Annotated in this window: 13 protein-coding genes; 2 read left to right on the plus strand and 11 right to left on the minus strand. The window is 64.4% G+C overall.

Features of this window, described 5'->3' with window-relative positions:
* Positions 1 to 560: sulfite exporter TauE/SafE family protein (locus tag ABWP09_RS01980; protein WP_353203488.1), on the minus strand; the 560-nt coding region annotated here is incomplete at its 3' end.
* 135 nt (positions 561 to 695) lie between these two features.
* Here ABWP09_RS01980 and epsC point away from each other — a divergent pair.
* Together epsC and ABWP09_RS01990 are read left to right on the plus strand one after the other, a co-directional pair.
* Positions 696 to 1,376, plus strand: coding sequence for a serine O-acetyltransferase EpsC (gene epsC / locus ABWP09_RS01985; RefSeq protein WP_353203489.1), 681 nt, complete (start codon positions 696 to 698; stop codon positions 1,374 to 1,376).
* 18 nt (positions 1,377 to 1,394) lie between these two features.
* Positions 1,395 to 1,736, plus strand: a complete 342-nt coding sequence (locus tag ABWP09_RS01990; protein WP_353203490.1) for a DUF2794 domain-containing protein — start codon at positions 1,395 to 1,397, stop codon at positions 1,734 to 1,736.
* Positions 1,737 to 1,784: 48 nt separating this feature from the next.
* Here ABWP09_RS01990 and ABWP09_RS01995 read toward each other — a convergent pair whose 3' ends face one another.
* From ABWP09_RS01995 to ABWP09_RS02040, 10 genes are all read right to left on the minus strand, one after another.
* A complete protein-coding gene (locus tag ABWP09_RS01995) occupies positions 1,785 to 2,816 on the minus strand; it encodes a hypothetical protein (RefSeq protein WP_353203491.1) in 1,032 nt (343 codons plus the stop codon).
* A 75-nt stretch (positions 2,817 to 2,891) separates the two neighbouring features.
* Positions 2,892 to 3,791, minus strand: a complete 900-nt coding sequence (locus ABWP09_RS02000; protein ID WP_353203492.1) for an SDR family NAD(P)-dependent oxidoreductase — start codon at positions 3,789 to 3,791, stop codon at positions 2,892 to 2,894.
* 152 nt (positions 3,792 to 3,943) lie between these two features.
* Entirely contained in the window at positions 3,944 to 4,225 is a 282-nt protein-coding gene (locus tag ABWP09_RS02005; protein ID WP_353203493.1) for a hypothetical protein, read from the minus strand.
* Between the two features lie 82 nt (positions 4,226 to 4,307).
* The gene (phoB, locus tag ABWP09_RS02010) at positions 4,308 to 5,000 is read right to left on the minus strand and encodes a phosphate regulon transcriptional regulator PhoB (RefSeq protein WP_188445482.1); all 693 of its coding nucleotides are present in this window, start codon (positions 4,998 to 5,000) and stop codon (positions 4,308 to 4,310) included.
* A gap of 13 nt (positions 5,001 to 5,013) precedes the next feature.
* Positions 5,014 to 5,706: a phosphate signaling complex protein PhoU gene (phoU, locus tag ABWP09_RS02015; RefSeq protein ID WP_353203494.1), complete on the minus strand. Its 693-nt coding sequence runs from the start codon at positions 5,704 to 5,706 to the stop codon at positions 5,014 to 5,016.
* 6 nt (positions 5,707 to 5,712) lie between these two features.
* Entirely contained in the window at positions 5,713 to 6,483 is a 771-nt protein-coding gene (gene pstB / locus ABWP09_RS02020) for a phosphate ABC transporter ATP-binding protein PstB (RefSeq protein WP_353203495.1), read from the minus strand.
* Complete coding sequence (pstA, locus tag ABWP09_RS02025; RefSeq protein WP_502959745.1) at positions 6,480 to 7,694, minus strand: phosphate ABC transporter permease PstA; 1,215 nt, start codon at positions 7,692 to 7,694, stop codon at positions 6,480 to 6,482. Before pstA ends, pstB begins: the two co-directional genes overlap by 4 nt.
* Positions 7,695 to 7,770: 76 nt before the next feature.
* Entirely contained in the window at positions 7,771 to 9,141 is a 1,371-nt protein-coding gene (gene pstC, locus ABWP09_RS02030; protein ID WP_502959744.1) for a phosphate ABC transporter permease subunit PstC, read from the minus strand.
* 8 nt (positions 9,142 to 9,149) lie between these two features.
* Positions 9,150 to 10,214, minus strand: a complete 1,065-nt coding sequence (locus ABWP09_RS02035; RefSeq protein WP_353203498.1) for a substrate-binding domain-containing protein — start codon at positions 10,212 to 10,214, stop codon at positions 9,150 to 9,152.
* Between the two features lie 75 nt (positions 10,215 to 10,289).
* Entirely contained in the window at positions 10,290 to 11,531 is a 1,242-nt protein-coding gene (locus tag ABWP09_RS02040; protein WP_353203499.1) for an ATP-binding protein, read from the minus strand.
* Between the last annotated feature and the right edge of the window lie 72 nt (positions 11,532 to 11,603).

An 11,603-nucleotide genomic window follows, 5' to 3' on the forward strand; every position in this document is an offset into this window, starting at 1 on the left:
GACGCGTTGACCGTGCCGATCGTGGTGCGCGGTGCGGCACCCTGCACCAGCAAATTGGAGGTCACCACCGGCCCCCAGCCGCCGCCTCCCGCCGCATCGAGGAAACCGCCCACAAAACCGAGCGGCTCGATGATCTTCGGCTCGCGCGGTTCGACTCGCCCGCGATAGGCGCGATACAGGAGATACAAGCCGATCGCGGCGAGATAGGTCATCACGAACGGGCGCGCGACCGATGCGTCGATATTGCTGAGCACATAGGCTCCGAGAATGCCGCCGAGCACGCCGGGGATGACGAGCCGCCGGAACAGCCGCCAATCAACATTGCGGTGCACGATGTGGCTCACGCCCGATGCCGCCGTGGTGAACGTCTCGACCGCGTGGACCGTGGCCGAGGCCACCACGGGTGGCACACCAAGGAACACGACCAGCAGCGTATTGTTGACGATCCCGAACGCCATGCCGAGCGCGCCATCGATCATTTGCGCGGCAAACCCGACAAGGATGAAGGGCAGCATCACCGCGAAAATCGCTGCAAAATCTATGGTCGATAAGTCTGGCATAGTCGATCTCTGCACCGAGCAGCCCAAATCCTACAAGCTAGATAGGGTTTGGAGCGCACACGTTAACGATGGGACGGTTCTTTAATTCGGTGCGCCGACGTCCTAGATGATCGCCGATACATAGGGGATACCGACATGATGGGACGATTGATCGCCTATCTCGATTCGATCAAGGCGCGCGATCCGGCACCCCGGTCGCGGTTAGAGATATTGACCTATCCGGGCGTGTGGGCGCTCGGCTATCATCGCGTCGCGCACGCGCTGTTTAAACTGCGGTTGTTCTTTCTCGCGCGCGCGGTCAACCATTTCTCGCGCTTCCTCACCGCGATCGACATCCACCCGGGTGCGACGATCGGGCGCAATTTCTTCATCGACCATGGTTTCGTGGTGATCGGCGAAACCGCGCTTATCGGCGATAATGTCACCATCTATCAATGCGTAACGCTGGGCGGGACCAACCCCGACAATGGTGTGGCGGGCAAGCGCCACCCGACGTTATGCGACAATGTTATCATCGGATCGGGTGCGCAGGTGCTCGGGCCGATCACGCTCGGCAAGGGCTCGCGCGTCGGGGCCAATGCGGTCGTCACGCGCGACGTCGGGGAGGGTGCGGTGATGGTCGGCATCCCGGCGCGCGCGACGATGGTCGAGGGCGGACAGAAACCAAGCGGCTTTCTGGCCTATGGCACGCCGTGCAGCGAGATGTTCGATCCGGCGACGCAGAAGGTCGAATTGCTCCGCTGCGAGTTGGAGACGATGCGCAAGCGGCTCGATGCATTGCTCGCCGACAATGAGGATTTGCGCGATCGTGCGTGAGTCGGTTTCGGCTGGCTGATGGGGACGGTAACCCCATTCCCGACCCCGCGCGGTTCAGCGCCCCAGATCGGGTTCGAGCGGATCGAGCTGACCCGTATCCTCGATCTCTACGGCCGGATGGTCGCGGCGGGACTGTGGCGCGATTATGCGATCGAATTCGCGCACGATGCGGCGATCTTCGCCGCCTTCCGCCGCGCCGCCGAGCGGCCCGAATTCAGGATCGAGAAGCGCCCGTCGCTGCGCAACAAGCAGGGCATGTGGGCGTTGCTCGGGGAGCAGGGCGCGGTGCTGAAGCGCGGGCACGAGCTTGGCCCGGTGCTGGCACCCGTTGAGCGGCGGCTGATGAAGATCGTAGAGTAGCACGTAGGGAAGGACGCGCTGCGAGAGGCACAGCGCGTCCAGTATATTTCAGACCGCGACCATCTGCCCAACTGGCGGCAGCCGCTCGCCAAGGCTGCCGAGCAGCCCCACGACGATGCGCCGCATCACCGGCCAAAAGGCCGACAACGTCAGCAATGCCGACCCGATTACCAGCGCGGTAAACGCCCAGGCGAGCTCGACCGCGCCCGCATTTTGGAACAGCGCGTACATCGCGTAGAGCACATAGACCAGGCTCGAGACGAGGAGCGCGCGCCGGTCGACCGCCAGTGCGACGAAGGCGAAGGCGAGATAGAGCCCGAGCACAATCAGCGCGGTGCCAATGCCAATGTCGCCACCGAACACGCCCAGCATGTGGAACACCGGATGCGCGATCATCGGTGCGGCGGCGAGGTGGAGCCAGAAGGCAACATCCGCCCGGCGCGTCCGACGCTCGCGATCCGACACGTCCCAGCGCATCGCCAGCGCGAACACCGCGACGCCGCACACCAGCAACATCGGATAGATCGCGTCCTTGGCGGTCGGGATCGCCGCCATGACCAGCCCGATCACAACCGCGACCGAAGCGGCCGCGCCCGCCGCGACGGTGATCGGTACCATGAAGCGCCGCCAGTGCAGCCACGCGGCGCCCGCCGCGACCAGCGCGATGCCTGCGCCGATCGCGGCGTTCAGCTGATCGGAAAAATCGGGCTTCAACTCAACCAGCACGCCGACCAGGGTCGCCGCAACGCCGCCGACAAAGGCGAGCAGCAAGAGAATGCTCGGCAGCGCCATGCGCCGTGCGCGCGTGAAATATTCGGCGAGCGCCCATGCGCTGACGGCGACGAGGGCCCCGGCCAGTGGCGTGGTGATCGACTTGCCGATCCACGCCACCGCGACCAGCACCAGTGCGACGGCGATCGAGACGAAAATGTCATTGAAGCCCGACAGCAGCCGGAAATGCTCCTCATCGACGGCCGGTGCGGCATGGCTTGCGGCGATGTGGTTGCGCAGCGCAGCGGCGGCTTGCGCGCTGATCGCCCCCGCCGTCACCGCACCGTCGATATCGCTTTCGCTATACATGGTGGTTCCTCCTGTTGGTGGCAGGAGGAATACCATAGGTGTAATGGTGTAACAATACAGTGAGCGGCGACGCCGTCAGCCGGCCTGAAGCTTCTTCAGGATGTTGATCGCCTGCTCCGATCCGCTCTCTGGGGTAAGCTCCCCGGTGCGATCGGTGATCTCGGCCCAATGCGCGGCGATGCCCTCGGGCGAGAGATCGTCACCGGTCAGCAACTTGCCTTGCGTGAGGGTGACATAGGCCGCCTGGAACACGCCCGCGCCGGCACCGATGATCATGTTGGTCGGGGCATCCTCGGACACGAGGTACACCGCGGCGGGCGCGACCTTTTCGGGGGCGAAGGCGGCGAACGCCTCGGCCGGGAACAGCGTCTCGGTCATGCGTGTGCCGGCGGTCGGCGCGATCGTGTTGACCTTGATGTTGTTCTTCGCGCCCTCGAGCGCGAGCGTCTTGGTCAGGCCGGCCAGACCGAGCTTTGCCGCGCCATAATTGGCCTGGCCGAAATTGCCGTACAGGCCGGTCGAGGACGCCGTCATCAGCACGCGCCCGTAATTCTGCTCGCGCATCGTTTCCCACACCGCCTTGGTGCAATTAGCCGAGCCGTTCAGATGCACGTCGATCACAAATTTGAAATCGGCCGGTTCCATCTTGGCGAAGCTCTTGTCGCGCAGCACGCCGGCATTGTTGATCAGGACATGGACGCCGCCCCATTTGGCTTTCGCCTTGGCGACCAGCTCGACCATATGCTCATATTCGGTGACGCTGCCGCCATCCGACATGGCTTCGCCGCCCATCGCTTCGATTTCCTCGACGACCTTCAGCGCGGCATCGCTATGCCCGGTGCCGTCACGCGCGCCGCCGAGATCGTTGACCACGACCTTGGCTCCGCGCCGCGCGAGTTCAAGGGCGTAGGCACGGCCCAGGCCGCCGCCTGCGCCGGTGACGATGGCGACGCGATTGTCGAAACGGATGGTCATGCGGGCACTCCTCAAAAAACCGTTCGGGCGTCCTAGGCCATTGTGCGACCGGTGCAAGCGTCCGCCATACCGTTCCGACGAAAAGCCGACGCGCGGCATCCCACGCGTCGGCTCCTTACGCTCACAAGCGGCGTGCAAACCCCGCTTTGACCTCAGTGCTTGTGCGGGCGCGGGCTCGAATGCAGCCGCTCGCCGCGCGCATTGGAGCGTTCGGTGCATTGGTCGGTGACGGTGCGCGAACACATTGGATAAGGGCCAGTCGCCGCCATCGGCGCGACGGGTGTGGCCGCCGACATGTTCGCGGCCGGCGTGGTTGTCGGCGCGGCGGGCTGCGCCATTGCCGGATCTTGTGCCGGAACGGGGGCAGGCATGGTTTGCGCCAGGGCCGGTGTGGCGATAGCGATAGCAAGTGCGGCGAACATCATGCGTTTCATGGGGAGTCTCCTGCGAACGGGCAGCTTTGCGTGCTGCTCGTGCCGGGAAACGCACATGCCCGCGCATGGCTCCCGTCTTTCTTTACGCGCCCGAATCGAGCGCGTAGCCGGCCGATCGCACCGTGCGGATGATGTCGGGCCGCTCGCCGCGGTTGATCGCCTTGCGCAGCCGCCGGATGTGGACGTCCACGGTGCGGCTTTCAATGTCGCTGTCATGCCCCCATACCGCATCGAGCAAGCGCTCGCGGCTGAACACCCAGCCGGGATGTTCGAGGAAATGCTTGAGCAAGCGGAACTCGGTCGGCCCGAGCGGGATGACTTCGCCCGAGCGGCGGACCTTGTGGCCGACCGTGTCCATCTCGATGTCGGAATAGGTGAGCTGTTCGCCCGCCAGAGCAGGGCGAACGCGCCGCAGCACCGCGCCGACGCGGGCAACGAGCTCGCGCGGGGAGAAGGGCTTGGTGACATAATCGTCCGCGCCGGTTTCGAGGCCACGGACGCGATCCTCTTCCTCGCCGCGCGCGGTGAGCATGATGATCGGCACGTTCGCGGTCTCGGGCATCCGGCGCAGGCGGCGGCAGACTTCGATCCCCGACAGCCCTTCGACCATCCAGTCGAGCAAGACGATGTCAGGCGTATTCTCCTTGGCGAGCAGCAGCGCTTCCTCGCCATCGGGGGTTTGCGCGATTTCGAAATCCTCGCGCTTGAAATGCCAGATCAGCAGTTCGGCGAGCGCCGCATCGTCTTCCACCAGCAACATTTTGGCTCGTGCCATGTCGATCGCTCCTTCAGGTCGTGGGCAGGGGGCCGCGGTCACGCTCGGCCATGTGGGTGCCGGTCGCCGCGAAATAGATCATCTCGGCAATGTTGGTCGCATGGTCGCCAACGCGTTCGAGATGCTTGGCGACGAACAGCAATTGCGCGACCTGGCCGATCGTCTTGGGATTTTCCATCATGTGCGTGACCAGCACGCGGAACAGGCTGTTATAGAAATCGTCGACTTGCCGGTCGCGGTCACACACTTCGACCGCTGCTGCGGCGTCGCGCGCGGCAAAGGCGTCGAGCGCGTCGTGCACCATCTGTACCGCGAGCGCCGACATTGCGGGGAGGACCGAAAGCGGTTCAATCTCGCCATGGCTTTCGATCAGCGGGACGCGCTTGGCAATATTCTTGGCATAATCGCCGATCCGTTCGACGACGCCGGCAATCTTCAGCGCCGCGACCACTTCGCGCAGATCGTCGGCGAGCGGCGCGCGCAGCGCGATGATCCGCACCGCCAGCGCCTCGACCTCCATCTCCAGCGCGTCGATCTTGCGGTCGCCTTCGACGATCGCGCGTGCGCCTTCGAGATCGTGACGGCGCAGCGCCTCCATCGCTGCGGCAATGGCATGTTCGGCAAGGCCGCCCATCTGCGCGATCAGTCCGCGCAACTGGCCGATCTCTTCGTCAAAGGCCTTAATCGTATGTTCGTTCACGGGCATGTCCTATCAGCCGTACCGGCCAGTGATGTAATCCTTGGTCCGCTCCTGGCGGGGATTGGTGAAAATGTCCGAGGTCGCGCCATATTCGATCAGGCTGCCGAGATGGAAAAACGCGGTCCGCTGGGACACGCGCGCGGCTTGCTGCATGTTGTGCGTGACGATGACGATGGCGTAGCGGCCCTTCAATTCGTGGATCAGCTCCTCGATCTTGGCCGTGGCGATCGGATCAAGCGCCGAGCAGGGCTCGTCCATCAGGATCACTTCGGGGTCGACCGCAATCGCGCGCGCGATGCACAGGCGCTGCTGCTGCCCGCCCGATAGCGCGGTGCCGCTCTCGGCCAGCCGGTCCTTGACTTCGTCCCACAGGCCGGCGCGGCGCAGCGATTTCTCGACGATCTCCGCCAGTTGCGGCTTGTTCGCGGCAAGCCCGTGGATGCGCGGGCCGTAAGCGACATTCTCGAAGATCGATTTGGGAAAGGGATTGGGTTTCTGGAACACCATGCCGACCCGCGCGCGCAGTTGCACCACGTCCATATGCGCCGCGTAAATGTCCTCGCCGTCGAGCGTGATATCACCCTCGACCCGGGCCGAGGGGATCGTGTCGTTCATGCGGTTGAGCGTCCGCAGGAAGGTCGATTTGCCGCAGCCCGACGGACCGATCAGCGAAGTGACCTGATCCGAGCCGAAATCGAGCGAGACGTCGTCGATCGCCTTTTTCGCCCCATACCAGACGTTGACGTGGTGCGCGGCGATTTTCGGTTGGTTGGAAATGGTCACCAGCGAGTCTCGAATTTGTTGCGGAGGTAGATCGCGAAGCCGTTCATCGCGAGCAGGAAGACGAGCAGGACGATGATCGCCGCGCTGGTCTTTTCGACAAAGCCGCGGTCGATCTGATCGGACCACAGGAAGATCTGCACGGGCAGCACTGTTGCCGGGTCGCTCAATTTGCCCGGCGGTGAGGCGATGAACGCGCGCATCCCGATCATCAGCAGCGGCGCGGTCTCGCCGAGCGCGCGCGCCATGCCGATGATCGTCCCGGTCAGGATGCCGGGCAAGGCAAGCGGCAGGACGTGGTGGAATACGACCTGGATCGGGCTGGCCCCGACGCCGAGCGCGGCGTCGCGGATCGATGGCGGGACTGCCTTGATCGCGTTCCGCCCCGCGATTACGATCACCGGCATCGTCATCAGCGCGAGCGTGAGGCCGCCGACGATCGGTGCGGATCGTGGCAGCCCGAAGGTGCCGAGGAACACCGCAAGGCCGAGCAACCCGAAGATGATCGAGGGGACGGCGGCAAGGTTGTTGATCGAAACCTCGATCAGATCGGTCCAGCGATTCCGCGGCGCATATTCCTCAAGATAGAGGGCCGAAAGCACACCGATCGGGAAAGCGAGGATAAGGGTCACGAACATCGTGAAGAGCGATCCCTTGAATGCCCCCCAAATGCCAGAACGCGTCGGATCGTTCGAGTCAGACGCGGTCAGGAAGGGGACGTTGAAGCCGGTCGACAACGCCTGCTTGGCCTCCAACCGCGCGACGATCGCCTCGGCGGCGGGGGCCCCCTGCCGCTTGGCGGCAACGTCGATCATGCCGGCGGCCGGGACCCAGATTGTCGCGCGCGTGGCGAGGATCGCCGGGTCGTGCTTGACCGCGGCGCGCACGCTCAGCCATGCGCCGTCGGAGAGCAATTGCGCGCCATCCTTGCCATAGGCCGCGACGGCTGCGGCGGTGGTCGCGCGCTCGATCCCCGCCCCGGCCAGCGCAAGGTCGGCCCCCGGGCCTTTCAGCTGCGCCGCGTCGAGCGTGAGGCCGGCGCGCGCGAAATCGACCGGCAGCGCGATTTGCGTTTGCAGAAAGCCGCTCGCCCCGTTGAACAGCATCGTCACCAGCAGCACCGCGAGAAACCCCGCCGATATTACTACGGCGCTGAGCCCGAGGAAGCGGAAGCGACGCTCGGCACCATAGCGACGGCGGATCCGGCGCTGCATCGCTGCAGTGCGCCAATCGGTCGGCGCACGCTCCGGCGGCTGCGCTGCGGTGACCGGAATGCCCGGAACCAGCGTGTCACTCATAAGCTTCGCGATACCGTTTCACGACCGCCAGCGCGACGATGTTGAGGAGCAGGGTGATAATGAACAGCGTCAGCCCGAGCGCGAAGGCGGCAAGCGTCTTCGGGCTGTCGAACTCGGCCTCCCCGGTCAGCAGATCGACGATTTGCTTGGTGACCGTTGTTGCGCTGGCAAAGGGGTTGAGCGTCAGCGTGGCGACCCCGCTCGCCGCCATAACCACGATCATCGTCTCGCCGATCGCGCGGCTGACCGCGAGCAGCACACCGCCAACGACTCCGGGAAGCGCTGCTGGCAGCAACACGCGGCGGATCGTCTCGGACGCGGTCGCGCCCATCGCCAGGCTGCCGTCGCGCATCGCAGCGGGGACGGCGGCAAGCGAATCGTCGGCCATGGAGGAGACGAATGGGATGATCATCACCCCCATCACCAATCCTGCGGCCAGCGCGCTTTCCGAACTGGCATAGGTGATGCCGATCGACACCGCGAAATCACGCACCGCTGGCGCGACCGTGAGCGCGGCGAAATACCCGTAGACGACGGTCGGCACGCCGGCCAGCACTTCGAGGATCGGCTTCATCCAGCGCCGCGCTGCGGGCTTGGCGTATTGCGTCAGGTACACCGCACTCATCAATCCAAACGGAATTGCGACGAGCATTGCGATCACGGCACCGATGAAGAAGGTGCCCCAGAACAGCGGCACCGCGCCCAGCGTCTTGCCGGGATCGGCGGGGTCGATGACTTGCGGGCTCCAATGCGTGCCGAGCAGGAAATCGCCAATCGGCACGATGCTGAAAAATCGCCACGATTCGAACAACAAAGAGGCGACGATGCCCATCGTGGTCAAGATCGCGATGAGCGACGCGCCAAGCAGGCCTGCCATCACGACGTGCTCGATCTTGCTGCGCGCGCGGAAATCGGGGCGGACTCGCGTGTAGGCAAAGGCGCCGCCGGCAAAAGCGAGCAGCAAGGCTGCCCCGCTGCCGATCCAGTCGAACCGTGCCTGTGCCGCAGTGTAAGCCGGGGCGAGCTTTTGCGAGAGCGGGTTGAACGCGCCGAAACTGTTACCCGATGCCAAGCTGCGCGCTTCGGACAGGATCGCCGCGCGGTCGAACCCGGGCGGCGGCAATTGCGCGGCGGCGGGATCGTGCAAGACTCGGTCGGTGACCAGCGCGGGCGCGGTCGATGCCCAGATCGTCAGAAACAATGCAGCGGGGAGCACCGTCCACAACGCAACATAACCGCCGAAATGTGATGGCAGCGAGCTGAAGCGCGCCGTGCTGCCGCGGCGGAAACCGACGGCGCGCATCCGCGCCGTCAGCCAGCCGATCAACCCCAGTCCCGCAATGACCAGAAACAGTGCAAGCATCGACACTCTTATGGCAGCTTTGCCGGATCGAGCGTGATTTCATCCTTGACGATTTGCGCGCTGCGCTTGCGCACGTCTTCGGGCGCTGCGATCAGCCCCTTGGCAACGAGCGGACCGTTCGGGTCCCATGCCGCGGCATAGAGCGCCAGAAATTCGCGCAGGCCCTTGATCGCGCTCAGATGCGCTTTCTTGACGTAAAGGAACAGCGGGCGCGATCCCGGATACGCGCCGCGGGCGATCGTCTCATAGGTCGGTTCGACCCCGTTCAACGGCACGCCGTTCAACTTGTCCTTGTTTTCCTCAAGATAGGAATAGCCAAAGATGCCGATCGCATTGGGATTGGACTGGAGTTTCTGGACGATCAGATTGTCATTTTCGCCGGCGTCGACATAGGCACCGTCCTCGCGGATCGCGGTGCAGCCCTTGGCATAGCCGGCCGGGTCCTTCGTCTTATTATCGGCAAGCGCCGGATAGATCGCGTCGCAGCCGCGCGCGAGGATTAGTTCGGCAAGCGCATCGCGCGTGCCGCTGGTTGATGGCGGACCGTAAACCTGGATCGGAATTGCCGGGAGCGCGGGGTTCACATCCTTCCACGTCTTGGCGACATTGGCTTGCCCCATCGGCATCGCGGCGAGCGCCTTGTACAAATCGACCGCCGTCAATTGCAGTTTCGGTCCCGACTTCGATTCAGCAAAGGCGATGCCATCGAGACCGACCTGGATCTCGAGGATGCCGTCGACGCCATTGGCCTTGCAGTTGGAATATTCACTCGCCTTCATCCGACGCGACGCGTCTTCAATGTCGGGATGCGCCGCGCCGACACCAGCGCAAAACAGCTTCATTCCGGCACCCGTTCCGGTTGATTCGATCGCGGGCGACTTCATGCCTGGCGTTTTGTTGACGAGCTGTTCGGCGACGATCGTGCTGAAGGGGAACACCGTCGAGGAGCCCACGACGGTGATGTGATCGCGCGAACCTGCGCCGCCGCCATTGGCCTGATCCTGGCACGCGGCAAGGGCGAGCGCCGATGTAGCGCAGGTGGCGAACGTGAATGCAGCAGCGATCCGGTTCATGGAATTCCCTCGTTGGGCGTTGCCTGCCCCGGAGTCGCGATAACAGGGCGACGGGCACCCTGTGTGACACTCGCGTTACCGTTTGATGACAGGGTCGGCCTGCGCCGGCATATGAGCAGGCAGCATGACGGTAATCGTCGTGCCGGTCCCGACGATGCTCGCCAGGTCGAGCCGCCCGCGATGCCGCTCGACGATATGCTTGACGATGGCGAGGCCGAGGCCGGTTCCCCCGGCGGCGCGGCTGCGTCCGGGGTCGACGCGGTAAAATCGCTCGGTGAGGCGGGGGACGTGTTCGGGCGCGATGCCTTCGCCTTCGTCGGTAACGCTGATCCGTACCATTCCTGCCGGATCGCACCATAACTTTACCGAGACCGGGGTATGCGACCGACCATATTTCATCGCGTTGCCGATGAGATTGTGGAGCATCTGGCTCAATTGGGCGCGATCGCCGATCACCGGGGGGACGGCCGAATCGATCGTGGCCACGATGTCGTTGCTGCGGACATCCTGTGCATCGAACAGTTCGGAGCGGACTTCGCCGATCAGTGCGGCAAGATCGACGGCGCGGTCGGGCAAGCGGTACTTCTCGGCTTCGATTCGGCTGAGCGAAATCAGATCCTCGACCAGCCGTTGCATCCGCCGTGCTTCGTCGAACATGATCTTCAGAAAGCGCGCGCGCACCTCCGGGTCGGCGCCGGCCTTCTCGTCGCCCAGCGTCTCGATATAGCCAAGAATCGAGGCGAGCGGCGTGCGCAGTTCGTGGCTGGCATTGGCAACGAAATCGACGCGCATCCGCTCGGCGGCATAATTGCCGGTCTGATCGACCAGCTGGACGATCCGCTGCCCGCCCGCGGCGCGCCCGACATGCATTTCCCAATGTTGATCGAGCGTGCCGAGCCCGACCAGATTGATCGGCCCCAGCGGTACGCCCGACATAGGGCTGGCGAGCCGTTCGGCGGCACCGGGATGCCGGATCGCAACGCGCACATCCTCGCCCACGATATGCTTGCCGAGCAGCCCGAGCGCGACGGCATTGGCGTTGGCCACGCGTCCGTTCGCCACGATGAGCACGGGCTCGACGATCGCCTCGATCACTTCCTGGATTTCGGGCGCGGGGGGACCGGAGGGAACCGGCACCGGGCGCGGTACTTCGATCGGCTGGTCGCCGACGCCGGTCGCCGCCAACGCCGCCGCGATCCCGCCGACTAAGGTGATCAGCGCCGCCTGCAAACCCGAATCGATCAGGAACACCGCAATCGCCGCGACGATGACGATGCCGATTGCTGTGACCGTGCGTGAACCGAAATCTAGCCCCATGGGACCGGGTCTTAGCCTAAAGATGCTTAACCCCGATAGCCTTGCTTGCCAGCGATTTGCGAATGTGAAAGG

The organism is Sphingomonas sp. (genome assembly GCF_040398505.1).
GTDB lineage: Bacteria > Pseudomonadota > Alphaproteobacteria > Sphingomonadales > Sphingomonadaceae > Sphingomonas.

Bases quoted from the DNA above. Each gene is read 5' to 3' on its own strand.
- ABWP09_RS01990 (WP_353203490.1), top strand. From the start codon at position 1,395: ATGGGGACGGTAACCCCATTCCCGACCCCGCGCGGTTCAGCGCCCCAG.
- phoB (WP_188445482.1), bottom strand. From the start codon at position 5,000: ATGGCACGAGCCAAAATGTTGCTGGTGGAAGACGATGCGGCGCTCGCC.
- ABWP09_RS01995 (WP_353203491.1), bottom strand. From the start codon at position 2,816: ATGTATAGCGAAAGCGATATCGACGGTGCGGTGACGGCGGGGGCGATC.
- pstC (WP_502959744.1), bottom strand. From the start codon at position 9,141: ATGCTTGCACTGTTTCTGGTCATTGCGGGACTGGGGTTGATCGGCTGG.
- ABWP09_RS02005 (WP_353203493.1), bottom strand. From the start codon at position 4,225: ATGAAACGCATGATGTTCGCCGCACTTGCTATCGCTATCGCCACACCG.
- ABWP09_RS02000 (WP_353203492.1), bottom strand. From the start codon at position 3,791: ATGACCATCCGTTTCGACAATCGCGTCGCCATCGTCACCGGCGCAGGC.
- ABWP09_RS02035 (WP_353203498.1), bottom strand. From the start codon at position 10,214: ATGAACCGGATCGCTGCTGCATTCACGTTCGCCACCTGCGCTACATCG.
- pstA (WP_502959745.1), bottom strand. From the start codon at position 7,694: ATGCAGCGCCGGATCCGCCGTCGCTATGGTGCCGAGCGTCGCTTCCGC.
- phoU (WP_353203494.1), bottom strand. From the start codon at position 5,706: ATGCCCGTGAACGAACATACGATTAAGGCCTTTGACGAAGAGATCGGC.
- epsC (WP_353203489.1), top strand. From the start codon at position 696: ATGATGGGACGATTGATCGCCTATCTCGATTCGATCAAGGCGCGCGAT.
- ABWP09_RS02040 (WP_353203499.1), bottom strand. From the start codon at position 11,531: ATGGGGCTAGATTTCGGTTCACGCACGGTCACAGCAATCGGCATCGTC.